The sequence below is a fragment of the Marinobacterium sp. xm-d-564 genome (genome assembly GCF_013283345.1).
GTDB lineage: Bacteria > Pseudomonadota > Gammaproteobacteria > Pseudomonadales > Balneatricaceae > Marinobacterium_E.
In genome coordinates, this window is record NZ_WBYO01000001.1 from 354909 (window position 1) to 377464 (window position 22556).

At 49.1% G+C, this 22556-nt stretch carries 23 protein-coding genes and 9 tRNA genes; 11 read left to right on the forward strand and 21 right to left on the reverse strand.

Annotated features, from left to right (window positions below; translation table 11 throughout):
* Positions 1–71: 71 nt before the first annotated feature.
* The 11 genes from XMD564_RS01820 to XMD564_RS01870 form a co-directional block, all read right to left on the reverse strand.
* A tRNA-Gln gene (locus XMD564_RS01820) sits at positions 72–146 on the reverse strand.
* A gap of 4 nt (positions 147–150) precedes the next feature.
* Positions 151–227 (reverse strand) — tRNA-Met (locus XMD564_RS01825).
* Positions 228–245: 18 nt separating this feature from the next.
* Positions 246–320: transfer RNA gene (locus XMD564_RS01830), tRNA-Gln, on the reverse strand.
* A gap of 3 nt (positions 321–323) precedes the next feature.
* Positions 324–400, reverse strand: a tRNA-Met gene (locus XMD564_RS01835).
* A 127-nt stretch (positions 401–527) separates the two neighbouring features.
* Positions 528–1619 (reverse strand): redox-regulated ATPase YchF, encoded by a 1092-nt coding sequence (gene ychF, locus XMD564_RS01840; RefSeq protein WP_173495051.1) that lies wholly within the window; start codon positions 1617–1619, stop codon positions 528–530.
* A 9-nt stretch (positions 1620–1628) separates the two neighbouring features.
* Positions 1629–2222, reverse strand: a complete 594-nt coding sequence (gene pth, locus XMD564_RS01845) for an aminoacyl-tRNA hydrolase (RefSeq protein ID WP_173480639.1) — start codon at positions 2220–2222, stop codon at positions 1629–1631.
* A 21-nt stretch (positions 2223–2243) separates the two neighbouring features.
* Positions 2244–2834: a 50S ribosomal protein L25/general stress protein Ctc gene (locus tag XMD564_RS01850; protein WP_173480640.1), complete on the reverse strand. Its 591-nt coding sequence runs from the start codon at positions 2832–2834 to the stop codon at positions 2244–2246.
* A gap of 111 nt (positions 2835–2945) precedes the next feature.
* The gene (locus XMD564_RS01855; RefSeq protein ID WP_173480641.1) at positions 2946–3887 is read right to left on the reverse strand and encodes a ribose-phosphate pyrophosphokinase; all 942 of its coding nucleotides are present in this window, start codon (positions 3885–3887) and stop codon (positions 2946–2948) included.
* 72 nt (positions 3888–3959) lie between these two features.
* Positions 3960–4035, reverse strand: a tRNA-Gln gene (locus tag XMD564_RS01860).
* Positions 4036–4131: 96 nt separating this feature from the next.
* On the reverse strand, positions 4132–4704 hold the full coding sequence (lolB, locus tag XMD564_RS01865) for a lipoprotein insertase outer membrane protein LolB (protein ID WP_173507706.1): 573 nt from the start codon (positions 4702–4704) through the stop codon (positions 4132–4134).
* Positions 4686–6395 (reverse strand): tetratricopeptide repeat protein, encoded by a 1710-nt coding sequence (locus XMD564_RS01870; RefSeq protein WP_173507707.1) that lies wholly within the window; start codon positions 6393–6395, stop codon positions 4686–4688. The genes lolB and XMD564_RS01870 overlap by 19 nt, the downstream gene beginning before the upstream one ends.
* A 422-nt stretch (positions 6396–6817) precedes the next feature.
* On the opposite strand from XMD564_RS01870, the gene hemA reads away from it, so the two are divergent.
* From hemA to XMD564_RS01890, 4 genes are read left to right on the forward strand one after another with little or no spacing between them, the layout of a single operon-like run.
* Complete coding sequence (gene hemA, locus XMD564_RS01875; protein WP_173507708.1) at positions 6818–8083, forward strand: glutamyl-tRNA reductase; 1266 nt, start codon at positions 6818–6820, stop codon at positions 8081–8083.
* A 15-nt stretch (positions 8084–8098) separates the two neighbouring features.
* Positions 8099–9184, forward strand: coding sequence for a peptide chain release factor 1 (gene prfA, locus XMD564_RS01880; RefSeq protein ID WP_173480645.1), 1086 nt, complete (start codon positions 8099–8101; stop codon positions 9182–9184).
* Between the two features lie 3 nt (positions 9185–9187).
* Positions 9188–10012 (forward strand): peptide chain release factor N(5)-glutamine methyltransferase, encoded by an 825-nt coding sequence (gene prmC / locus XMD564_RS01885; protein ID WP_173507709.1) that lies wholly within the window; start codon positions 9188–9190, stop codon positions 10010–10012.
* Complete coding sequence (locus tag XMD564_RS01890; RefSeq protein ID WP_173507710.1) at positions 10012–10755, forward strand: molybdopterin-synthase adenylyltransferase MoeB; 744 nt, start codon at positions 10012–10014, stop codon at positions 10753–10755. The genes prmC and XMD564_RS01890 overlap by 1 nt, the downstream gene beginning before the upstream one ends.
* Before the next feature lie 13 nt (positions 10756–10768).
* On the opposite strand, the gene XMD564_RS01895 is transcribed toward XMD564_RS01890, so the two are convergent.
* The 3 genes from XMD564_RS01895 to XMD564_RS01905 are packed head-to-tail and all read right to left on the reverse strand — an operon-like array spanning position 10769 to position 13480.
* Positions 10769–11350: a hypothetical protein gene (locus XMD564_RS01895; protein WP_173507711.1), complete on the reverse strand. Its 582-nt coding sequence runs from the start codon at positions 11348–11350 to the stop codon at positions 10769–10771.
* On the reverse strand, positions 11340–12128 hold the full coding sequence (locus XMD564_RS01900) for a class III extradiol ring-cleavage dioxygenase (RefSeq protein WP_173507712.1): 789 nt from the start codon (positions 12126–12128) through the stop codon (positions 11340–11342). Before XMD564_RS01900 ends, XMD564_RS01895 begins: the two co-directional genes overlap by 11 nt.
* On the reverse strand, positions 12128–13480 hold the full coding sequence (locus tag XMD564_RS01905) for a DEAD/DEAH box helicase (protein ID WP_371740234.1): 1353 nt from the start codon (positions 13478–13480) through the stop codon (positions 12128–12130). The genes XMD564_RS01900 and XMD564_RS01905 overlap by 1 nt, the downstream gene beginning before the upstream one ends.
* A 182-nt stretch (positions 13481–13662) precedes the next feature.
* Here XMD564_RS01905 and XMD564_RS01910 point away from each other — a divergent pair, with 182 nt between their 5' ends.
* From XMD564_RS01910 to XMD564_RS01920, 3 genes are all read left to right on the forward strand, one after another.
* The gene (locus tag XMD564_RS01910; protein WP_173507713.1) at positions 13663–14394 is read left to right on the forward strand and encodes a glutathione peroxidase; all 732 of its coding nucleotides are present in this window, start codon (positions 13663–13665) and stop codon (positions 14392–14394) included.
* Between the two features lie 97 nt (positions 14395–14491).
* Entirely contained in the window at positions 14492–15214 is a 723-nt protein-coding gene (locus tag XMD564_RS01915; RefSeq protein ID WP_173480651.1) for an SDR family NAD(P)-dependent oxidoreductase, read from the forward strand.
* Positions 15214–16077, forward strand: coding sequence for an amidohydrolase (locus tag XMD564_RS01920; protein ID WP_173480652.1), 864 nt, complete (start codon positions 15214–15216; stop codon positions 16075–16077). Before XMD564_RS01915 ends, XMD564_RS01920 begins: the two co-directional genes overlap by 1 nt.
* 12 nt (positions 16078–16089) lie before the next feature.
* On the opposite strand, the gene XMD564_RS01925 is transcribed toward XMD564_RS01920, so the two are convergent.
* The gene (locus XMD564_RS01925) at positions 16090–17265 is read right to left on the reverse strand and encodes a mandelate racemase/muconate lactonizing enzyme family protein (protein WP_173480653.1); all 1176 of its coding nucleotides are present in this window, start codon (positions 17263–17265) and stop codon (positions 16090–16092) included.
* A 17-nt stretch (positions 17266–17282) separates the two neighbouring features.
* Positions 17283–18053, reverse strand: coding sequence for a class II aldolase/adducin family protein (locus tag XMD564_RS01930; protein ID WP_173480654.1), 771 nt, complete (start codon positions 18051–18053; stop codon positions 17283–17285).
* A 250-nt stretch (positions 18054–18303) separates the two neighbouring features.
* Between XMD564_RS01930 and XMD564_RS01935 the strand changes: the two genes are divergently transcribed.
* The 4 genes from XMD564_RS01935 to XMD564_RS01950 all read left to right on the forward strand — a co-directional run bounded on the left by XMD564_RS01935 (position 18304) and on the right by XMD564_RS01950 (position 18683).
* Positions 18304–18391 (forward strand) — tRNA-Ser (locus XMD564_RS01935).
* Positions 18392–18411: 20 nt separating this feature from the next.
* Positions 18412–18487 (forward strand) — tRNA-Asn (locus tag XMD564_RS01940).
* Between the two features lie 16 nt (positions 18488–18503).
* Positions 18504–18579: transfer RNA gene (locus tag XMD564_RS01945), tRNA-Lys, on the forward strand.
* A 28-nt stretch (positions 18580–18607) separates the two neighbouring features.
* Positions 18608–18683: transfer RNA gene (locus tag XMD564_RS01950), tRNA-Lys, on the forward strand.
* Between the two features lie 7 nt (positions 18684–18690).
* Here XMD564_RS01950 and greB read toward each other — a convergent pair.
* From greB to dapE, 5 genes are read right to left on the reverse strand one after another with little or no spacing between them, the layout of a single operon-like run.
* Positions 18691–19191: a transcription elongation factor GreB gene (gene greB / locus XMD564_RS01955; protein ID WP_173507714.1), complete on the reverse strand. Its 501-nt coding sequence runs from the start codon at positions 19189–19191 to the stop codon at positions 18691–18693.
* Positions 19191–20174, reverse strand: a complete 984-nt coding sequence (locus tag XMD564_RS01960) for a zinc transporter ZntB (RefSeq protein WP_173483543.1) — start codon at positions 20172–20174, stop codon at positions 19191–19193. The genes greB and XMD564_RS01960 overlap by 1 nt, the downstream gene beginning before the upstream one ends.
* Complete coding sequence (locus XMD564_RS01965) at positions 20159–20542, reverse strand: hypothetical protein (protein ID WP_173480657.1); 384 nt, start codon at positions 20540–20542, stop codon at positions 20159–20161. Before XMD564_RS01965 ends, XMD564_RS01960 begins: the two co-directional genes overlap by 16 nt.
* 39 nt (positions 20543–20581) lie before the next feature.
* Complete coding sequence (locus XMD564_RS01970) at positions 20582–21391, reverse strand: putative RNA methyltransferase (RefSeq protein WP_173505624.1); 810 nt, start codon at positions 21389–21391, stop codon at positions 20582–20584.
* Position 21392: 1 nt separating this feature from the next.
* Positions 21393–22535 carry a succinyl-diaminopimelate desuccinylase gene (gene dapE / locus XMD564_RS01975; protein ID WP_173507715.1) on the reverse strand — a complete coding sequence of 381 codons (1143 nt, stop codon included), beginning with the start codon at positions 22533–22535 and terminating at the stop codon, positions 21393–21395.
* Positions 22536–22556 lie beyond the last annotated feature (21 nt).

The following is a 22556-nucleotide window of genomic DNA, read 5'->3' on the forward strand; positions in this document are numbered from 1 at the left end:
GAGCGTCCTTGAAAAGGTCGCGATGGAAATATGAGATTGATGTGGTGATGAAGCAGTATTACTCAAAAAAATGGCAGGGGTAGCAGGACTCGAACCTGCGCATGGGAGGATCAAAACCTCCTGCCTTACCACTTGGCTATACCCCTAGAATGGTGGCAATGACGGGATTCGAACCTGTGACCCACGCATTATGAATGCGTTGCTCTAACCAACTGAGCTACATTGCCATGCTTGAAAGACTTAGATGGCAGGGGTAGCAGGACTCGAACCTGCGCATGGGAGGATCAAAACCTCCTGCCTTACCACTTGGCTATACCCCTAGATGGTGGCAATGACGGGATTCGAACCTGTGACCCACGCATTATGAATGCGTTGCTCTAACCAACTGAGCTACATTGCCATCTTTCAAGGCCGCGAATTATTCCTTCTATAGGCTTCTATGTCAATAGAATCTAAGGGAAAAACCCAAATTCGGCCTGATAAAATTGTGAATCGATCAATCGCTGATCAATTCACAAATTTTCGTTTTAAACGTTGAAACGGAAGTGGATAACGTCGCCATCTTTGACGATGTAATCTTTACCTTCTAGGCGAGCTTTACCCGCCTCTTTAGCGCCTTTTTCACCTTTATATTCGATGAAATCATCGTAGCTGATCGTCTCAGCGCGGATGAAGCCTTTTTCGAAATCGGTGTGGATGACGCCTGCAGCCTGTGGCGCGGTAGCGCCGATCTTGACGGTCCAAGCGCGGACCTCTTTAACACCGGCTGTGAAGTAGGTTTGCAGACCCAGTAGCTGGTAACCAGCGCGAATCACACGATCCAAGCCGGGCTCTTCCATGCCCATGTCTTGTAGAAACTCAAGGCGCTCGTCATCTTCCAGTTCAGAGATTTCAGACTCTAGCTTGTTACAGATCGCAACGACTTCAGCGTTCTCATTAGCGGCAAATTCACGAACCGCATCTAGATGAGGGTTATCTTCAAAGCCCTCTTCAGAGACGTTAGCGATGTACATAGTCGGTTTAGTCGTTAGTAGGTGGAATCCCTTCGTTAGCTTCTGCTCGTCGTCAGAGAGCTCTAGGGAGCGAACTGGCTGACCTTCTGATAGGTGAGGGATCAGTTTTTCCAGCAGGGCTTTCTGTGCCACTGCCTCTTTGTCACCGCCTTTAGCTGAACGTTGCACACGCTGTAGCTGCTTCTCACAGGACTCTAGATCTGACAGAGCCAACTCAAGGTTGATTGTCTCAATGTCTTCTAGTGGGTGGATGCGGTTAGCGACGTGGATGACGTTCTCATCTTCGAAACAGCGAACCACGTGTGCAATGGCATCCGTTTCACGAATGTTAGCAAGGAATTTGTTACCAAGACCTTCGCCTTTAGAGGCGCCTGCTACCAAGCCTGCAATGTCAACAAACTCCATCGTGGTTGGCAAGATGCGCTCTGGGTTTACGATCTCCGCCAGTGCGTTTAGGCGTGGATCTGGCATAGGCACGATGCCTGAGTTCGGCTCGATTGTACAGAATGGGAAATTCTCTGCATCGATACCCGCTTTAGTAAGCGCGTTAAAGAGCGTTGATTTGCCGACGTTTGGTAGGCCGACGATGCCACATTTAAATCCCATGATACTGTCCTATTTCGCTGATGCGTTAAAACTGTGAAGTGTGTTCATTGCTTTGGCATGATCCCCTGAGACAATCATCGGGATGTATCTCAACGTTTCATCAATCGCCTGTTGGGTAGAGTTACGTTCAGCAATCGGTGCTTTGCGCAGTACAAATCCTGCAACCTGTTGAGCGCTGCCCGGATGTCCAATACCTAAACGGAGGCGGTAAAAATCTTTGTTATTGCCCATGCTGGCAATAATGTCACGCAAACCATTGTGTCCACCGTGACCGCCGCCTTTTTTTAGACGTGATACACCCGGTGGTAGATCCAGCTCATCGTGAGCGACCAAAATGGATTGAATGGGAATCTTAAAAAAGTTTGCAAGTGCTGCAACGGCTTTGCCTGACCGGTTCATAAAGGTCGTTGGGACCAATAGATGAACGGGTTGTCCGTTGATTAGGATCTTGCTGTAGAGCCCAAAGTAGTTTTTGTTGGGCTGAAGAGGTGAACTGTGTTGAGCAGCGAGCTGCTCAACCAGTTCTGCACCAGCGTTATGGCGTGTTTCGTGATACTCAGCACCTGGGTTGCCTAGTCCGACAATGAGGCTGATACCTTCCATAAGCTGGCACGTATTAGGCTATTAGCCTGCTACTTTAGCACCGCGTGGTGAGTAACAGTAACCGATGCCTTGGTCGTGGTCTTCGCCGCGACGCAGAGCAACGATTTCAACACCTTCTGGCAGAGCGATGTCTGAAAGGTGAGCAATCTGACCAGTCTGGATCTGAGAAAGGTCACAAGAGACTGACTCAGGAAGGTCTTTAGCTAGACAAGTTACTTCTACAACAGCTGTTTCTGCAGCGAATTTAGCAGATGCTTTAGCAGCCGCTGATTTTTCGAAGTTAACGAACTGAAGTGGAACGCGGATCTTAATGCGCTGGTTGTCATCGATGCGCTGGAAGTCAGCGTGAAGAACAACAGGCTTCGCAGGGTGGCGCTGTAGATCTTTGATGATTACAACTGTCTTAGTACCGTCTAGGTCTAGCGCGATTGGCGATGAGTAGAACGCATCGTTTTGTAGTGCTTTACTTAGTTCGTTTGCGCTTAGGCTGATGCTCTGTGGCTCAGCTGAACCGTAAACGATTGCTGGTACTTGGCCAGCGCGACGCAGGCGGCGGCTCGCACCTTTCCCCTGATCTTCGCGGGCAGTTACATTTAGAGTGAAGTTAGACATTTTATATACCTATATAAATTTAAAAACTGCAGGGACCCGCGACCAGATCTCTACAGCTTTGTTTGCCCCGAAGGGCGTTTAGTGAGCCGAAGCTCTTAAAATCAGCTGTTCTTAACGGAACATCGCGCTGATTGATTCTTCGTTGCAGACACGGCGTACCGCTTCTGCCAACATGGGTGCCAGTGAAAGTTGGCGAATTTTGCTACAGCCTTTCGCGGCTTCGCTTAGTGGGATGCTGTCAGTAACAACCATCTCATCAAGCTGAGAATTTGCAATGTTATCAATGGCTGGGCCAGAGAAAACCGGGTGTGTGATGTAAGAGACAACGCGTTTCGCGCCTTTCTCTTTCAATGCAGCTGCTGCTTTACACAGTGTGCCTGCTGTATCACACATGTCATCAACAAGAATACAAGTACGACCTTCAACGTCGCCGATGAGGTTCATAACCTGTGATTCATTCGCACGCTCACGACGCTTATCGATGATCGCAAGATCCGTATCAAGCTGTTTGGCGACTGCGCGAGCACGAACAACACCACCGATGTCTGGTGATACAACCACAACATCGTCATAGTTCTGGTCGTTAATGTCGTCTAGAAGAACAGGTGAGCCGTAGACGTTATCAACAGGGATGTCGAAGAAGCCCTGGATCTGGTCTGCGTGCAGATCTACGGTCAAAACGCGGTCAACGCCTACGTTGGTTAGCATGGTTGCCACAACTTTAGCACTGATTGGTACACGCGCTGAACGCGGACGACGATCCTGACGAGCGTAACCGAAGTAAGGAATTACCGCTGTGATACGTGTTGCTGACGCACGACGGATAGCATCAATGAAGACCATAAGCTCCATTAGGTTGTCGTTTGTCGGTGCGCAGGTCGACTGCACGATGAAAACGTCTTTACCGCGAACGTTCTCTTGAATCTCTACACTTACTTCACCATCGCTGAAGCGGGATACTGTCGCTTGGCCAAGATCCAAATCTAGGCGCTCTGCTACACGTTCTGCCAATGCTGGGTTTGCATTGCCAGTAAATACCATCATCTTAGACACGTCGTAGTCCTGCTCTTTGTCAAAAGAAATGTATGATGAAGTCGTTTGTTGAGGATCTGTCATCGTAATTAATGGCAGGGGTAGCAGGACTCGAACCTACGAATGCTGGAATCAGAATCCAGTGCCTTACCAACTTGGCTATACCCCTAGCGCTCTCCAGTGGTTTCCCACTAAATTTAAGAGGCGCATATTTTAAATTAGAGGCGCTATAAATCAACCCCTGTTGACTGTTTTTTACACAGAATCAGTGTGGGAATTGCCAGTTGGAGATGATTAACGTGACATCCAGTTGAGTGTGACTCATTTTGAGCTTGCGCGGTGCTGTCTTGCCACTACTGAGTGTCGTTTGTGCGAGCGTACTGATCTGCCAGTCGTTTTGCAGAAATTGCCCCGGCTCTTTTGCAACGAAGGGTTGTCTAGGATCGGGTCTGCCTTGAATCCAGTAAAGGGCATGGTTTACTGGAAGTTGCCAGCCCAGCAACTCCTGCATCAAGGATTCAGCAGAGTCTGCTACGTAGCTCTGTTGATCGTCTGTCTCGAGCTTTGCATAACGATCATTGCCGGTTAGCCTCATGACCTGGCGGCCAAAGGGGTCGATCAGCGCTAGGTCGAACGTCTGTTGGTTTTGGGTCCAGTTAAAGCGGGCGCTTTCGCTGATCTGATCACCACGTACACCGAGTTTACCGCTCACACTAAAGGTGAGGTGAACGGGTTCAGTCAGCGGTTGTGCAGGAATAGGTTCTGGTTTTGTTATGCACCCGCTTAGATACGCGATTGAGCTGATCAGTATGAAAAGTTTTACAAGCTGTTTAGCCACTGCTCGGCCTCAAGGGTATGACGGTTTTCAGGGTGATCTTGAAGCAGAGTGTCCAGTAATGTCTTAGCTTCGTCAATCCGTTCCAGTTTGGCCAGTACCTGAATATAGTGTTTAGCGACTTCTGGGTCGGGAAAAGCTTTAAAGGCTTGTTCGATGTAGATCAGAGCCTCTTCATAGTTATTTGATAGATAAAACGCCCATCCCATAGAGTCGATGACTGCTGGATCGTCCGGGGTTGACTGATATGCCTCTTTAATCAGATTGAAGGCCCTCTCAAAATCGTCTGAATAGAGCAGCATTGAGTAGCCCAGAGCGTTCTTCAGGCTTGGGTTCTCTTCATCCAATGAGAGTGCTAGTTCAAGGTTGATCAGCATCTGCTCAGGATTGATCGGTTCAAAAGCGATCGCTTTCGCATAAATCAGCGAGTTGGCTTGTGGAACAATTTTTAGCTGTTCGTCGATCAGATCGATCGCCTCTTGGTTGCGTTGTTGATCCAGTAACCATTCGGCGGCGATGCGGGTCAAAGGCTCTATACGTTCTGGATCTTGTTTGATGAGCGTCGTTAGGCGCACCTCTAACTCACTGCTAGATGTTGTTGGATCAATGAGCTCTAAGGTTCTTGCAAAAGCGTTTAGTAAATTGTCACCTGATTTAACCTTGCCGTAAGCGATCAGAGCCGCTTCGGTGTTGCCACGCTGTTGCTCGATAGCCCCTTTGTAGAGGTAGATATCGCTGTTCTCTGGATCCATGGCAATCAGGCGGTCTATCCAACGCTCAGCCGGGTCGAGCAATTCGTTTTCCAGCAGTAACAGTGCGTAGTAGTAGATCAGTTGTGGATCTTCATTACTCTCGTTGATGGCCGACTCAACTAGATTAGGGACTTGATCTGGGCTCTCTATTAGAAGCAGTCGAATTTGGAAAGCCTGAAGCTCTCTGTGGTCTGCATGCTCTTTAAGTGCAGGCTGCATGAGATCCAGTGCGCGTGCGATCTCTTCAAGGTCGATGCCAATGATGCGTGCCTTATCCAGAGTAAGATCAGCATTATTAGGATCAATGGCCAGCCCCTGATCAAGTAGATCAATGGCCTTGTTGGGTTGCTGAAGTGAGCGTTGGATGCGCGCTTGAAGCAGAATATTGGGTAGCTTTTGTTGTTGCTCTGGCCCTAGATGCTGAAGGAGATCGAACAGTGCATTGAGTTCCGTGGGTTGTAAGGTTGCACGGTGGCTTTCGATCAGGCCATAAGTCTCAGCACTAAATTCGGAACGGCTTGCTAGGAGCTCCAACGCTTGATCGATTTTGCCCTCTTGAAAGTAGAGGTTAAGCAAAATTTGAAAGGGTAAGGCTTTGTTTGGATCGAGCGTTTGCCATAGTGTTGCCGACTGCTCGACAAGCTCTGCATCACGCATGAATTGTGAAATGCGAGTAGCGCGTTCAGCCAGTTCAGGGCTTTGCGAGAGTTGTGCTTGCTTGTAAAAAAGTGCTTGGGATTGAGCAAAGTCCCGATTCTGACCATAGAGCTCAGCGCTGATCAAATCAAGTAAAGACTCTTGGTTTAGTTCGCCCGGTGTATAGATGGTAGTCGAGTCGGCGCTTTTAAGTTCTGCCTGCTCTGAAGGGCTGTTTGGTTTTGTAGGAGTACAACCCGCTAGAAGAGCCGAAAGGGCCAATGCACTGAATAATGTCGATCTCAAATCTCAACTCCTAGGTTACCAATCTCATCACTATAGAAAACCGATCGGGTGTTGTCATGTGTATAAGCTGCAAAACAGAACAAAAACAGTGGTCTAGGGCTTAAGGGAGCCTACAGTTAGTCCATGATTTCTCAGCGTGATCTGAAACATTCAGATACAAGGCGGATTGCGCAGCTAATGGCCGTCGTCCTTAGTAAGCGATCCAACGCTGTAGACGGATGTTTCAGGTCACGCCCTACGGGGCTTACAATCAAATCCATCCTCTGTGTTGTGCTTTCTCGACTTAGCCCGCTAGGCCTTCAAAAACCCGCCTTGATGCTGAATTTGATTGTAAGCCTGAGATGTCATGGACTTACTGTAGGCTCCCTAGACTTTACCGTGTATTATTAGCGACCTGTAATATTTAGGTTCAAAAGGGATTCATGTCTTTACTCGCTTTAGGGATTAACCATAAAACCGCTCCGGTTGAGATCAGGGAGCGTGTCTCCTTTGCGCCCGAGTCTTTGGTTGATGCTGTAAAGCAAGCCTGTGAAGAGGCCTCACTTGAAGAGGTGGCGATACTCTCTACCTGCAACCGTACAGAGTTGTACTGCCGTTTAGAGGGTGATGGATCAGATCAGTTGCTCAACTGGTTGGCCAACTATCACCAGGTCGATAAGTCACAACTCGCCAACTGTATCTATGAGCACTGGGATTTAGGTGCTGCACGTCACATGATGCGTGTCGCATCGGGTTTGGACTCCTTGGTGTTGGGCGAACCACAAATCCTCGGGCAGTTGAAAGACTCATACTCTGTCTCGCAAGAGGCGGGACGAGCGCACGCAGAGTTAGGTCGACTCTTTAGACAGACTTTTTCTGTGGCCAAACAGGTTCGAACCGAGACCAGTATTGGACAGAACCCAGTCTCTGTTGCCTATGCTTCAGTTAGCCTGGCGCAGCACATTTTTGCCGATTTGGCGGATAGCCGAGCGCTACTGATTGGTGCCGGTGAAACCATCGAGCTGGTGGCTCGACACCTAAAGAATGCTGGAATTAAATCGATTACCATCGCGAACCGAACGCTATCTCGTGCACTGGCATTGGCTGATGAGGTGGATGGTAAAGCGGTTGAGTTTGCTTCTATACCTGATGAGCTTCCTAACGCTGATATCGTGATTACCTCTACGGCATCGCAGTTGCCTATTTTGGGTAAAGGCAGTGTTGAGCGTGCGCTCAAGGTTCGTCGCCACCGTCCTATGTTTATGGTGGATATTGCCGTTCCTCGTGACATCGAAGCCGAGGTGGGTGATCTTGAGGATGTGTACCTCTACACCGTTGATGACCTGACGGAGGTGATCGAAGAGAATCAGCGCTCACGTCAGGAGGCCGCGCAAGAGGCTGAGGCGATCATTGAACAGGGTGCCGAACTCTTCATGCGTCAATTGCGTGAGCTGGATGCCGTCGATACATTGACTGCTCTTCGACAGCAGCAGATGAGCATAGCCGATGAAGAGCTAGAGAAGGCGCTATCGCAACTGCAAAACGGTAAGTCACCTGAAGAGGTGCTAAAGCGTTTAGCGAATGGTTTAACCAACAAGTTTTTACACGAGCCAAGTGTGCAGTTGCGCAAAGCGTCTGCCGAGGGTCGTGACGATCTGCAGCGATCGGTTCAAGAGCTGTTTCAACTCAATCCGCAATCGAAAGATTAGCGTCGGAAATTAAAAATGAAAGAATCCATACGTCAGCGACTGGAGTCGTTGGTTGATCGTTTTGAAGAGCTGTCGGCTCTGCTGAGCGATCCGAGTGTTATTAGCAATCAAGATCAGTTCCGTGATTACTCACGTGAATATTCGGATCTAGAGCCTATCGTTGCCACGTTTAATCAGTGGAATCAGGCGAAAGAGGATCAAGAGACCGCGCTTCTGATGATGGAAGAGGACGACGCTGATCTAAAAGAGATGGCGCAAGAGGAGTTCAAAGAGGCGAAAGCACTAGAAGAGCAGCTTGATGCCGATCTACAAATTTTGATGCTGCCCAAAGACCCTAATGATGGTCGTAACGTCTTTCTTGAAATTCGAGCGGGAACTGGTGGTGATGAGGCGGCTATTTTTGCTGGTGATCTGTTCCGAATGTACTCACGCTATGCCGAGAAGATCGGTTGGCGGGTAGAGGTCATCAGTGCGAATGAGGGTGAACATGGCGGTTACAAAGAGATCATCACCCGTGTTATCGGGGATGCCGTTTACTCTCGACTGAAGTTCGAATCGGGTGCGCACCGTGTGCAACGTGTGCCTGAAACCGAATCCCAGGGACGCATTCACACTTCTGCGTGTACCGTTGCTGTCATGCCTGAGATGGATGAGTCGGCTGAGATCGATATCAACAAAGCGGACCTGCGTGTTGATACCTTCCGTGCATCCGGTGCCGGTGGTCAGCACGTCAACAAAACAGATTCCGCAATCCGTATTACGCACATCCCAACGGGTGTTGTGGTTGAGTGTCAGGAGGAGCGTTCGCAGCACAAAAACCGTGCTAAAGCGATGGCGCTGCTCGCCTCACGCCTGCAGCAGGCAGAGATCGATAAGGTGCAAGCTGAACAGGCCAGCGCCCGTAAAAGCTTGGTTGGATCGGGCGATCGTTCAGAACGTATTCGTACCTACAACTACCCTCAGGGTCGTCTGACCGATCACCGTATCAACCTGACCCTCTACAAACTAAATGAGGTGATGCAGGGTGATATGGATGAGGTTCTCAATACGCTAATGCAGGAGTATCAGGCAGAGCAGCTAACGGCGCTGTCTGACGATTAATTGATGCGCATCGACGAGGCCCTAGCGAAATCGGCAGAGCTGAAATCAGACTCTGCCCGCGTCGATGTAGAACATCTACTCTGCTTTGTCCTACAAAAAGGCCCCAGTTATCTTAGAACTTGGCCTGAAAAAGAGCTGACAGCAGAGCAGCTTAGCCAGTTTGATTCACTCTTAGTTAAACGGTCACAGGGCACTCCTGTCGCTCATTTAACGGGGCGACGTGGTTTCTGGTCGTTTGATCTAGAGGTCAATCAACACACGTTAATCCCTCGTCCTGATACCGAAACTTTGGTTGAGTGGGCTCTTGAGTTGCCTCTCAATTCGAAAGCATCGGCAGTCGACCTGGGTACGGGTACGGGTGCTATCGGCATCGCGTTGGCGCTGGAAAACCCTGCATGGCAAGTGAGTGCTGTGGAGTTCGTTGCAGAGGCTGCTGAGTTGGCAAGACGAAACGCAGTTCGTTTAGGCGCCTCTAATTTAACGGTGCTATCCGGTTCTTGGTTTGAACCTTTGGCCGGTCAATACGATTTAATCGTTTCAAATCCACCCTATATTGATCCTAAAGATACTCATTTAGAGCAAGGTGATGTCCGCTTTGAGCCCCTAACGGCATTGACTGCCGAGGATGAAGGGCTTGCCGATCTCTTCTATATTATTGAGACAGCTCCAGCCTATTTGAAGGGTGACGGTTGGCTACTACTAGAGCATGGCTATGATCAAGCGGAGCAGGTGGCCAATAAACTCAAACAGGTTGGATTTGAACAGGTTGAAACACGGCAAGATTATGGGGGTAATCCCAGAATTACCGGTGGTTGTTGGAGAGTCTGATGTTAAATGATGAACAGTTATTGCAATACAGCCGACACCTTCTGTTGCCGGAAGTCGATGCGGCCGGTCAAGAGGCTTGGTTAAACGCCAAAGTTTTGATCGTTGGCTTGGGTGGGTTAGGCAGCCCAGTTGCACTCTATTTAGCTTCGGCGGGTGTGGGGGAGTTGGTATTGGCTGATGATGATCGAGTCGAGCTAAGCAACCTTCAGCGTCAGGTGATCCATACGCATCAACGATTGGGTGAGTTTAAAGTGGAGTCGGCCCAAGCGCAGATTGCTGAAATCAATCCCAATACCCAGGTCAGCGTGATCACTGATCGATTAGACGGTGAGTTGTTGCAACGTACCGTCAGTAGTGTGGATCTGGTCGTTGATTGTACCGATAACTTCCATACCCGCCATGCTCTAAATCGAGCCTGTTTTAAGGCCGGTAAGCCTCTGGTCTCAGGTGCTGCGATTCGTTTTGAAGGGCAGGTCAGTGTTTATGATCCTCGCCACCCTGAAACACCTTGCTATCAGTGCCTCTATCCTGCGGATGCCAATGTTGATCAAAACTGTTCAACCTCTGGAGTGTTTGCCCCACTTGTCGGTATGGTCGGTACGATTCAAGCAGCGGAAGCTCTCAAAGTGTTGGCTAGCATCGGCGAGGTTTTAGAAGGGCGGTTACTGCTTATTGATGCCAAGACGATGCAATTTCAAACGTTGAAGTTATCTAAGCGAGCAACTTGTGAGGTCTGTGGTTAAATCTTAGTTGGATTTAAAGCCAACTGTCTCTCAATGTTTTGTCAGCCATAATGCGGCTGGCGTAGCTTTGAAAGGTTTCAGAGGCTTCAGTTAACTGTTGCTCGTTCAGTTTGACACCGGACTCAATCAGAAACTTAATCAGCTCTCTATCTTCGTTTTTAACTGCGAATATAGCCGCTTCAGTCGCACCGTTGAGGTCACAGCCATGTTGTGACACTAGACTGAGCAGGGCCATTCGATCACTCTCTCTGTTATTTACAATAAACGTACTCAGCTGATTGAGTTGTTGGTTGGAGATGCGATTTAACCCCTCTTTTAATAACACTCTTAGGGTCTTGGTCGGCTGTTCAGTAGTGCAGGCTAATAGCCCGTAATTGAGCAGTGTCTCAGTGTCAGCGATCTGCAGTTTCTGCAGAAGTAACTCTAGATAGTCAGGTGCGGACTCGTTAATCGTCGCTTCAATGAGCTGTGTGGATGCAGCTGATAGATCAGCAGGGTCGACTCGGTTTAGGATCTCCCTAAAGCCTTTGAGATCCTCTTTGAGTAGAGCCTTTTTGAGTCTGTCGATGTTTGATTTAAACAGCTTACTCAGCATTGATGCCAAACATCCAAGAGTCCATGGCGATAGCACTGTGTCGGACTTCGTCGTTCATATGTTTTAGATTGATCCACTCATCACCGGCCGCACCCAGTGCGAAGTAGAGCGGGATAAGGTGTTCATCAGTGGGGTGGGCGGCTTGGGCATAAGGGGCCACTGAACGGTAGTTTAGTAGAGTGGCCAGTTCACGTTTTTCCAGTCGAGTTTTTAGCCAGTCGGTAAACACGGTTACGTACTCAGGCTGACCCGGTTGGCGAACATCTCTTAGATTGTGGGTCGTGCTGCCGGATCCAATGACGAGCACACCCTCTTGTCTTAAGGAACGCAGTGCATACCCCATTTTGTAGAGTGATTCAGGCGTGCTGGTTCTTGGCATAGAGAGAGCCACAACCGGAATATCTGCCTCTGGGTAGAGATGTCTAAGCGGGGCCCAGACTCCGTGGTCTAAACCGCGTTGTGTATCCAACTCCACTTCATAACCGGCAAAGGTGAGTAGCGACTGCGTGTAAATCGCCAACTCTAAATCCCCTTTGGCAGGGTATTGAATGGCAAACAGCTCATCAGGGAAACCGTAAAAATCATGAATGGTTTCAGGCTGGAGTGATGAGGTCAGTTTAATCCCGCCAGTAAACCAGTGGGGCGACATGATGAGTATCGCCTTGGGTTGCGGGTATTTTGCTAGCTCATCAAGGCGCTGCTGTTCAGATTCCCCGAACACCAATGCATCAAGCGGTGAGCCGTGGCTCAGATAGAAAGAGGGCAGTGCTTGTTTCATCAGTCGTTTGGATCCAGTCCCGTTGTCTTACGGCGCATCATTGGTGCATTGCCATCGCCTAATGCAGCAGCTGCTGGTTGACGACGCTTGCCGATATCCTTCTTATCGCGAGCGCGCTGTTTAACCTTAGGCTTATCGCTGCTCTTACGTTTATCAGACTCTTTGCGCTTTTTAGTACCCGCTGCACGGCCGTTCTTACGAACTTTTTCAGGTCCCTTGTAGTGACCTTTCAGTCCCGCAATGGATCGCATCTCAAACGTCACCTTAAGGTAGCGCTGGATGGTCGCGGATAGGTTCCACTCGTTCGACATGATCAGGTTGATGGCCAAACCTTTGCGTCCCTGTCGACCACTGCGGCCGATACGGTGAACGTACTCGTCACCCTTACGCGCCATATCAAAGTTGATGACGAGGTCGACACCTTCAATGTCCAATCCACGTGCAGCAACATCGGTTGCGATTAGGTGGTTGATGCGGCCATCTCTGAATAGCTGGAGAATACGTTTACGTTCCGGCTGCTCCATCTCGCCATGAAGAATGCCGATGCGACGACCTTCACGTTGTAATTTAGTACCAAGCTGCTCTGCAAAGGCACGGGTATTACAGAAGATAATCCCTTTCTCATGCTCTTCGTTATCTAGCAGCCAAAGTAGTATCTTCTCTTTGTGACCAGGGTGATCAGCTAGGATCATCTGCTGTGTGATCGTCTCAACAGCATCTTGTGCAGTCGCTAGCTGCAATCGAACCGGCTTTTTGAGACCAACATTGATCAGGCTTTGAAGTTTGCTGTGGTTGAGCGTTGCAGAGAGCAGTAGCGTCTGACGCTCTGTAGGGCAGGCATCAATAATAAAGCTCATCTCATCTTTAAAGCCCATGTCGAGCATGCGATCGGCTTCATCAAGAACAAGGTACTCAAGATCATCAAAATCGAGGGTGTTGCGCTCAAGGTGCTCTTTCAAGCGACCTGGTGTGCCCACTAAAATTTCTGGGTTTTTACGTAGGCGAGCAACCTGGTTTGACCAGTTTTCACCGCCACATACGCTCTGAACCTGAATTTGTGTGAATGCCGCTAGCTCGGCGCACATATTTTCGACCTGTTCAGCCAACTCTCGTGTAGGGGTCAGAATCAGTCCGCGTGTGCCCGAGCGAGGTTTAGGCGTATCGAGCAGCTTTTGTAGCAGTGGCACAACAAAAGCGAGTGTTTTACCGCTGCCTGTTTCTGCACCAACCAGAAGGTCTTTACCTTCTAACGCGACAGGGATGCTCTCCTGTTGCACTGGGGTGGGTTGAGTAATGCCCATTTGGTCGATCGCTTTTAAGATACGATCACTGATATCGAGTTCGCTAAACACGCAAAGTTCCTACATAAATGAATGGCGCGATTCTATCAGATTAGGCAACAGGGCTCTCTATTTATTGTTGCTATAGGTTTTAATTATGGAGTGGTTAGTTTTAATTAATTTTATTAAAGGCACTGTTTCTCATATTCTAAATCTATCGAAACGAACGAGCTTTACATAAAAGGAGTCAAGCCATGATGAATCGAGAAGGACAAACAGTCCCACAGGTTACATTTCCAATTCGTGACAATAACGAATGGGCTAAAGTCACAACAGATGATCTTTTCATGGGTAAAACGGTCATTGTGTTTGCATTACCAGGTGCATTTACACCGACCTGTTCAAGCACCCATTTGCCTCGCTATAACGAATTGGCTCCTGTCTTCGCCAAAGAGGGTGTGGATAGCATCATCTGCCTATCAGTGAATGATCCATTTGTGATGGATGCTTGGGCGGGGGATCAGGGTGCAGAGAATATCTACATGCTTCCTGATGGAAATGGCGAGTTTACCGACGGCATGGGTATGTTGGTTGATAAAGCGGATCTTGGCTTTGGTAAGCGCAGCTGGCGCTACTCGATGCTGGTTAAAGATGGCGTCATCGAGCAGATGTTCATCGAACCGGATGTGCCAGGTGACCCATTCCAAGTGTCCGATGCTGACACTATGTTGAATTACATCAACGCCAATGCGGAGCAGCCTAAACGCGTCACTGTGTTTACCAAACCAGGATGTCCACACTGTACACGTGCTAAGAAAGCATTGAGTGATGCTGGTTTAAGCTACGAAGAGATCAACCTAGGTGCGAAAGGACTAAGTTACTCGACACTAGCCGCTGTTACTGGTCAGGGAACCACCCCTCAGGTATTCATTGACGGTCAGCGAGTGGGTGGAGCTGACGATCTAGAGGCTTGGTTGGCCAAATAATATATAGCTAAACCCTTATCAAACAGTGCCAGACAGGTTTATAGACCTGTCTGGCACTGGCTGGTTACAATGGCTCATCAATCTAGATAGGTGAGTTATGCAGCGAACAGTTGTGATTACAGGTGGTGCTTCGGGGATAGGTTTGGCGATTGCAGAGCGCTTTGCTGAGCTGGGCGATAGGGTATTTAACCTCGACATCAGCCCAAGCGCCGTTGGCGAGACGTTGATCTGCGATGTGACGGATCATCAAAAGGTAACGAACGCTGTTAATCATATTGCCGATCAATACAGCATCGATGTGGTTGTATCCAACGCTGGGCGTCATCTATCCGCTAATATTGAACAGACGAGCGAAGCGGATTTTATTTCGATGTTTGATCTGAACGTGAAGGGTGCCTTCTCGCTTGTTCAAGCTTCTGTGCCGCACATGAAAGAGCAGGGCGGTTCGATCATTTTTATCGGTTCAGATCAATCGTCAGTCGCTAAGTCGAACTCCTGTGCATACAACATGACCAAGCACGCTCTGGCCTCACTCGCCAAAACCACTGCAATCGATTACGCCCAGTTTAATATCCGCTCCAATATTGTCTGCCCAGGTACGATCGAGACGCCGCTCTACACCAAAGCGGTTGAAGCCTATTGTGCTCGCTCAGGTTCAGATCTCAATGAAGTGCATCAGGCAGAGGCCAATGAGCAGCCTATCGGGCGCATTGGGCAACCTAATGAGGTGGCCGCAATGGTGGCTTACTTGGCCAGTGATGAGGCGGGTTTTGTCACCGGTGCCATGTTGCCGATTGATGGCGGATACACCACGCGCTAATGATCAATATTACTGATCCGCACCTGCATCTGTTTAATCTTGCTGAAGGTGAGTATGGTTGGTTGCAGCCAAACTCAGCCCCATACTGGCCTGATAAATCGAAACTACTCAGGGATTTTGGAGCGTCTGATCTGTTTCTATCTGATGGGCTAAGCCTATCTGGATACTCTCATATAGAGGCGGGCTTTAATAATTCAAAATCTTGGTTGGAGGTTGATTGGGTAGAGTCTCAAGCAGCGCTGCCCATCAAGACAGTGGGTTGTGTTGATCTTTGTGTAAGCCCTGACCAGTTTAATCAGCAGCTATCTGAATTGTCTAAACGCACTTCACTTGTTGGAGTTAGAGATATTTTTGATGATCAGCTAGATACGATTCTTAGTAGCCCGAATACCCTGCTTAATTTGCGAAGTTTAGAGCAGGCTGACCTTATCTTTGAACTGCAGTTTGATGTTACCGAGCTCGATGATGTTGATAAGGTGTTTAATCTCTTTAAACAATTTCCTGCACTTCAAGTTGTTCTGAACCATCAGGGTTTCGGTTCATCTGCTTTGCCTGAGACAGAGAGTGAGATGTGGCTGGCTGGACTTAAAAAGCTATCTGGATTGGCTAATCTAAAAGTGAAATGTTCTGGCTTTGAAATGCTCGATCGGTCGTTTACCGAAAAAACACTTAAGCAGACGATTGAAACTGTCGTTTCGATTTTTGGTGAGAGTAGGGTGATGGTCGCTTCCAACTTTCCTCTGATTACACTCTCTATGAGCTATAGCGACTATTGGTCGATGGTTGTGCGAGTGTTGCAAGAGGCAAGTTTGCCAATTGAAAAGTTGGTAGACCTCAACGCGCGTGAGATCTACCGATTCTAGTCTTCTATTTGACTACTTAACCTTCACATTCGGTGAGCGGTAGACAATCTCATCGTTCAGTTCAATGCCGATACCAGGAAGGTCTGGAACACTGAACTTACCGTTTACTGGCTGATAATCCTGAATACAGAGCTCACGGTTCCACGATTTGATGGCATAGGTGTGGTGCTCGTGAATAAGGAAGTTAGGTATCGCCGCTTCCAGTTGCAGTGACGCGGCGGTTGCTACGGGTCCACCACACACGTGGGCTTGAATGCGAATGTCGTAGACATCGGCGTAGTCACACACCTTCTTAGCTTCAGTGAAGCCGCCACAGAGGCCGACATCAGGCTGAAGTACATCGATCGATTGATCTTCAAAGTACTGACGAACATCCCAGCGGTGATATAGGCGTTCACCCCCTGCGATGGGCACGTTAACACCCTCGGATACTTTTTTGTGCACTTTAGAGTTGAGGTAGTTCACCGGCTCTTCGTACATCATGCAGCCCACCTCTTCGATCACTTTACCCATCTGGATGGCCGATGCGGCACCCATTAAAGAGTGTGATTCGAAGATAATGTCGACTTCGTCACCGACTTCGTTACGAATGGCACGCAGTCGATCCCCAAACAGCTTCATCTGTGCTGGTTTAAAGAGCTTGGTGCGGTCAAAGCTTGAATCACCGTTAGCATCGTAGACGATCGGATCGACTTTAACGGCATCATAGCCTTCTGCCATCGCCTTGGAGGCCGCACGGGCGTAATCAGCAGGCGTCAGCATCTTGGTGCAATCTTTATCCCAGTCGAACTGTAGTTGGCTGGCATAGGTGCGCAGGTTGTCATTCGTCTTACCACCGAGAAGTTGGTAAACAGGCAGACCCAGTGCTTTACCTTTGATATCCCACAGTGCGGTGTCGATGGCACTCATCGCCGAATAGAGAACAGGGCCTCCGCCAAGTCCCCAGAAGCTCTCACGTAGCATGCGTGACCATAAAAGCTCTGTCTTAAACGGGTCAAAGCCGATCAAAACCGCTTCGGCGATCTCTTTAACCATTGCGGCCGCTGCACTGTGTCCCCAGTCGTAGGCGAGGCCCGCTTCACCGAGGCCGTGAATACCTTCATCGGTATGAATGCGGACAAAGACAGGGTTCCAGGGCGGGCGCTCTGGACAGTGAATATCAAAAATCTCTACTTCGGTGATTTTCATTGCTTAAACTCTAATAATTATTGATCAAATTCTGGGTAAGCTTGTTTAACTTTTCGTAGCATCGCTGGCCAAGCTTTTTGGCCACCCGTTGTTCCGGTATGTACGACATTTGCCTGGGCTTTGATGCCATCGATCACGCTTTGTGGAACAGGAACAATATCAGTCGCGTTATGCTGCATTTTGACCTGTACTTCACAGGCCATAATCAGGTCGTACATGTGCATGAAAGCGTCGCCAATGGTTTTGCCCATTGTCAGCGCACCATGATTTCGCAACATGAAGAAGTTGGCGGTGCCAAGATCATCCTGAAGACGCTTTATCTCTTCTGGGTTAACCGCCAAACCTTCGTACTCGTGGTAGGCGATGCTGGCTAGCGCAAAGGCTGAGTACTGACTTAATGGCAGTAGTCCCTTTTTGCGAGTCGCAACTGCTATCAGATCGGGGTGATGCAAGTGAAATGCGCACTGATCTTCGTGACGTGCAAGGTGCACCGCGCTGTGAATGGTAAAACCTGCAGGGTTAATGTCGTACGGAAAGTCTGGATCGATTTTATTGCCATCAATGTCGATCTTGACCAGATTGGAAGCGGTTACTTCATCGAATCGTAGGCCGAACGGGTTGATCAGTAGCTCTTCTGTACCTGGGATGCGTGCCGAGATGTGGGTATAGATAAGATCATCCCAACCATGCAGTACGACCAGTCGGTAGGCTGCGGCTAAATCGATGCGCGTTTGCCACTCGATATCGGATACTTTGCCCCGAAGATTGACCTGAGGAATGTTGTACATAGCGTTACTCAATGTAGAAATTGTTAGTCGAATCCTATCACAGGGCGGTCGCTGCAAGTACTGACATTCATCACAATTCGCTAAGGCGTTTGTTGGAAGATTTCCGATTTATGTCGCTTGTCTGATCAATCCTTGAACAAACTGATCATTGGGTGATCAAAAAAGAACTTTTTTTCACTTTTTTGTGAATTTTTTGTGGCTAATGGTTGACAGAAAAACTGAGGACGGTAACATCTGCGCCCATCCTAACGGAGGGATGGCTGAGTGGTCGAAAGCACCGGTCTTGAAAACCGACGAGTCGAGAGGCTCCCAGGGTTCGAATCCCTGTCCCTCCGCCATTAGGATGTCCAAGGTTTATTCCTCGATAGCTCAGTTGGTAGAGCAGTAGACTGTTAATCTATTGGTCGCTGGTTCGAGTCCAGCTCGAGGAGCCAAACCGAGATTTGGAGTGGGTCGTTAGCTCAGTTGGTAGAGCAGTTGACTTTTAATCAATTGGTCATAGGTTCGAATCCTATACGACCCACCATTCTCACAAATCTCACATTACCTGTTCAGGGTCGTTAGCTCAGTTGGTAGAGCAGTTGACTTTTAATCAATTGGTCATAGGTTCGAATCCTATACGACCCACCATTTCTTGCTACTCATATCGTATCGCCAATATCTCATACCAGAGTGTTCTTCCGTCTGGTGTATTGTGCTCTATCTCTTCGCCCAGTTGACGCTTTAGCAGTTTTCGCGACAGTGGGGCGTCAACGCTGATATAACCGAGTTTAGGGTTGATCTCATCGGCTCCGACAATTCGGTACTCAATCTCGTTATCCTCTTCATCAACCAGGGTCACCCAGGCACCAAAGAAGACGGTATCGCGTTGTTCTGGCAGATGTTCGACCACTTTAAAGTGATCCATACGTTTAGCGAGGTATCGGACGCGCCTATCGATCTCTCTGAGCTCTTTTTTACGATAGATGTACTCAGCATTCTCTGAGCGGTCTCCTTCAGCAGCGGCCTCTTTGAGAGCTTGTGTGACTTCGGGGCGCCTTACCTTCCACAGATGTTTTAGCTCTGCATTCAAGCGCTCATACCCCTCTTTGGTAATGTAGGGGGAGCTCTTCTCTGCAGGGGGACGCCAACGGCCCATTAGAGCCAGCCTTTGCGCTTAAGTAGGTAGACCAGTAAGCCGGTCGTACCCGATAGAGCCGCTAGGAAAATGAAAAACGCTGAACTGTTGTCAGCACCGGGTATACCACCAAGATTTACTCCGAGTAGACCGGTTAAAAATCCTAAGGGTAGAAAGAGTCCTGAGATGATGGCGAGAAGGTATAGACGCTCATTCAGTTGCTCTGACAGCTGGGCCATGATGCTATCTTGTGCCGCACCTGCGCGTTCTCGCAACATGTCTAGATCTTCTATATGACGAGTGAGGTGGTCATTCGTCTCAAACAGCGAGGCGCGATGATCGTCATTGAGAAGAGTGCTCTTAGAGGCTATCAATTGTGTCAGAGCCTCTTTTTGAGGGCCTAAATAACGTTTGAGTCGAGCGTTAGTCGTACGCATCTCTGCCAGCGGTTCACGCAGGCTCTTTGAGCCCTGCTGCTCCAGTTGCTCTTCAAGGGATTCAAGCCGCACATCTAACTCTTCTACTAAACGACCAATACGTTCTGTCAGACCGTCTGCCAACTCTGTGATCAGATCCGAGAGGGTGTGTGGACCTTTGCCCTGTTGGAGCTGTTCAACCAGTTGTGTCACAGATTGTAGGCGACGCTTGCGTGTCGTGATGAGATAATTCTGTTTAAGAAGAAGGCGTATAGAGACCATGTCTTCAGGGTCAGAATTGACGTTTAAGTTGACCCCTCGCAATGCGATGAGCAGTTCATCATCGAGTCTGGTTGTTCTTGGACGAACCTTATCAGCTAGAAGGGTATCGATCGCTGATTGCGATAGACCTGAGTGCTCCTCTAGCCAGGTGTGGCTCTCTTTTTCGGTGTAGTCCAAATGTATCCAAACTTCACCGTCAAGCTCACTCCGCTGAGAGATCTGTTCAGAATTCAGTGCAATAGCACCGCCCTGACCATCTAGCAAAAGAGCGTGGAGTAGTGCAGGTTGTTTTAGTTCGTATTCCATACAATTTTCTCCTCGACCCCCTGGTGGACTTTATACCACTCATCGGGCTCATCTCCCTCTTGCCAGCCGGAGGCGATACAGCGAGTTTGAGTCTCCATCTCTTTCGCGATTTGATGCGCACATTCGAGATCGGTTGCCCAGGGTGTCTCGCTGCTATCAAACCAAACAGAGCTCCACGCTTTACCGATAACACGCTGTTGAATCAAAACGGGGATTTCAACATCGCCGATGAGGAGCTTAGATTTTATCGACTCTTTAGTGCTCTTATCGGTTGTCAGGGTGCCGAGTGTTTGGACCCACTCTAGGATCTGTTGGGCTGTGCGCTCTTTGACGTAGACCTCGATGTCGGGGTGGCGTTGCTCGCTCATCACTGTTCCTTAACGCGAATGACAGGGTATAGGGGTAATTTAGGCGCTTTTCTTGAAAACTGCGAGATGAATATCCACTTCGGTCGTGAATTGTTGATAATCAGCCAGCTGTTTTGCTGCGCGTTGGCCGTGGGGGGTCATCATAAATAGGTTATGCAGTGCGTCGCGTGAGGTGAGTTCAATCTCAAAATGAACACGTCGCTCATCAATGCGTTCGAACTGTGTACCTAAAGCGCTTTCGGGTGAAGAGTCGGTTTCTCGCACCTCATCGTAGATCGCTTCGCGCAGTGAGTAGAGGTGGCGCTCGCCTGGATAGGCAATGATTAAGTGTCCATCTTCTTTCAGGGCGTTTGCGATAGGCTCGCCGAGTATGCGGCTGAATACGATGACAGCGAGATCTAAGCTGTGATTCTCTGTTGGGATGTTAGCTGATGATCCAACCACCCAGGTGATTGACTTCGAGCGTTTGCAGGCCGCTTTGATGGCGTGTTTGGAAATATCTAAGCCTAGAATCTCGGCCTGATCTAAGGTGTTTTGCAGTGCGAGGGTGTAGTAGCCTTCGCCGCAGCCTAAATCGATAACGCTTGGGTGGGTGTCAGTATATTGCCGAGCTAGTTCGTTCAAAGTGTCTGAGACTGGGGCGTAATAGCCGGCATTCAAGAAGTCACTTCGCGCAGCAATCATCTCGGGGTTGTCACCAGGATCCTTACTGCGTTTGTTTTGCACTAAAAGCAGGTTCCAGTAGCCCTGTTTGGCTCGATCAAAGCTGTGATTGTTATCACATCGGAGCGTTTTCTTTTGCTCGTTGAGTGATAGTCGCTCCTGACAGACAGGGCAGATCAGCTCCATGTTAGGCGTCAGTCAACAGGTTGATCATGACCTGTTCATAAATCTCGGAGAGGGTGTCTAGATCGGCGACAGAAACGTTTTCATCAATCTTATGAATGGTGGCATTAACAGGACCTAGCTCAACCACCTGTGCACCTGTCGGAGCGATAAAGCGACCGTCTGATGTACCACCGCTGGTCGATAGTTCGGTCTCTCGGCCTGTGACCGATCGAATGGCATCACGAGCCGCATCGACGAGATCACCGGCTGCCGTTAGGAAAGGCTGACCCGATAGGTTCCACTCAATTTCATACTCAACCTTGTGCTTCTCTAGAATCGATTCAACACGCGTTCGCAGTTCAGTGTCAGTCACCTCAGTTGAGAAACGGAAATTGAATTTTACTTCGACTTCGCCAGGTACAACGTTGGTCGCACCGGTGCCTGCGTTGATATTAGAGACTTGAAAACTGGTGGGTGGGAAGAAGTCGTTGCCTTGATCCCACTCGGTTTGTGACAGTTCGGCTAATGCTGGCGCGAATTCGTGAATGGGGTTGCGAACCAGATGAGGGTAGGCGACATGGCCTTGAACCCCTTTCACTTTGAGGGTGGCGCCAAGGGATCCACGACGACCGTTCTTGATGACATCGCCAACCAAGGTTGTGCTCGATGGTTCACCCACAATCGCCCAGGTGATTTTCTCGTTGCGAGCTTCCAATGTGTCAATGACTCGCGTTGTGCCATTGACGTAAGGACCCTCTTCATCACTGGTAATCAGAAGGGCGATAGAGCCTTTATGATCCGGATGTTTAGCAACGAATCGATCCAGCGCCGTCATGAAGGCAGCAATACTGCCTTTCATATCCGCCGCGCCGCGCCCGTGCAGCTGCCCATCAATGATGGTCGGTTCAAAGGGTGGCGTTTTCCAGCGCTCAATAGGGCCGGTTGGTACGACGTCTGTGTGTCCAGCGAAACAGAGTACAGGACCCTCTTGGTTACGACGTGCCCAGAAGTTGGTCACCTCTTCAAACGGCATGTGATCGATAGTGAAGCCCAGCGCTTCAAGGCGCTCACACATCATTGCTTGGCAACCTGCGTCCTCTGGGGTAACAGAAGGGCGGCTGATTAGATCGCAAGCAAGTTCGAGAGTGGCGGAGCGCTGAGTCATCTTCTATCTACCTTTGTCTTT

Bases quoted from the DNA above. Each gene is read 5' to 3' on its own strand.
- XMD564_RS01920 (WP_173480652.1), top strand. From the start codon at position 15,214: ATGATCAATATTACTGATCCGCACCTGCATCTGTTTAATCTTGCTGAA.
- dapE (WP_173507715.1), bottom strand. From the start codon at position 22,535: ATGACTCAGCGCTCCGCCACTCTCGAACTTGCTTGCGATCTAATCAGC.
- prfA (WP_173480645.1), top strand. From the start codon at position 8,099: ATGAAAGAATCCATACGTCAGCGACTGGAGTCGTTGGTTGATCGTTTT.
- XMD564_RS01895 (WP_173507711.1), bottom strand. From the start codon at position 11,350: ATGCTGAGTAAGCTGTTTAAATCAAACATCGACAGACTCAAAAAGGCT.
- greB (WP_173507714.1), bottom strand. From the start codon at position 19,191: ATGGGCCGTTGGCGTCCCCCTGCAGAGAAGAGCTCCCCCTACATTACC.
- XMD564_RS01850 (WP_173480640.1), bottom strand. From the start codon at position 2,834: ATGTCTAACTTCACTCTAAATGTAACTGCCCGCGAAGATCAGGGGAAA.
- XMD564_RS01960 (WP_173483543.1), bottom strand. From the start codon at position 20,174: ATGGAATACGAACTAAAACAACCTGCACTACTCCACGCTCTTTTGCTA.
- XMD564_RS01930 (WP_173480654.1), bottom strand. From the start codon at position 18,053: ATGTACAACATTCCTCAGGTCAATCTTCGGGGCAAAGTATCCGATATC.
- XMD564_RS01910 (WP_173507713.1), top strand. From the start codon at position 13,663: ATGATGAATCGAGAAGGACAAACAGTCCCACAGGTTACATTTCCAATT.
- XMD564_RS01925 (WP_173480653.1), bottom strand. From the start codon at position 17,265: ATGAAAATCACCGAAGTAGAGATTTTTGATATTCACTGTCCAGAGCGC.
- ychF (WP_173495051.1), bottom strand. From the start codon at position 1,619: ATGGGATTTAAATGTGGCATCGTCGGCCTACCAAACGTCGGCAAATCA.
- pth (WP_173480639.1), bottom strand. From the start codon at position 2,222: ATGGAAGGTATCAGCCTCATTGTCGGACTAGGCAACCCAGGTGCTGAG.
- XMD564_RS01900 (WP_173507712.1), bottom strand. From the start codon at position 12,128: ATGAAACAAGCACTGCCCTCTTTCTATCTGAGCCACGGCTCACCGCTT.
- XMD564_RS01965 (WP_173480657.1), bottom strand. From the start codon at position 20,542: ATGAGCGAGCAACGCCACCCCGACATCGAGGTCTACGTCAAAGAGCGC.
- XMD564_RS01890 (WP_173507710.1), top strand. From the start codon at position 10,012: ATGTTAAATGATGAACAGTTATTGCAATACAGCCGACACCTTCTGTTG.
- prmC (WP_173507709.1), top strand. From the start codon at position 9,188: ATGCGCATCGACGAGGCCCTAGCGAAATCGGCAGAGCTGAAATCAGAC.
- hemA (WP_173507708.1), top strand. From the start codon at position 6,818: ATGTCTTTACTCGCTTTAGGGATTAACCATAAAACCGCTCCGGTTGAG.
- XMD564_RS01970 (WP_173505624.1), bottom strand. From the start codon at position 21,391: ATGGAGCTGATCTGCCCTGTCTGTCAGGAGCGACTATCACTCAACGAG.
- XMD564_RS01915 (WP_173480651.1), top strand. From the start codon at position 14,492: ATGCAGCGAACAGTTGTGATTACAGGTGGTGCTTCGGGGATAGGTTTG.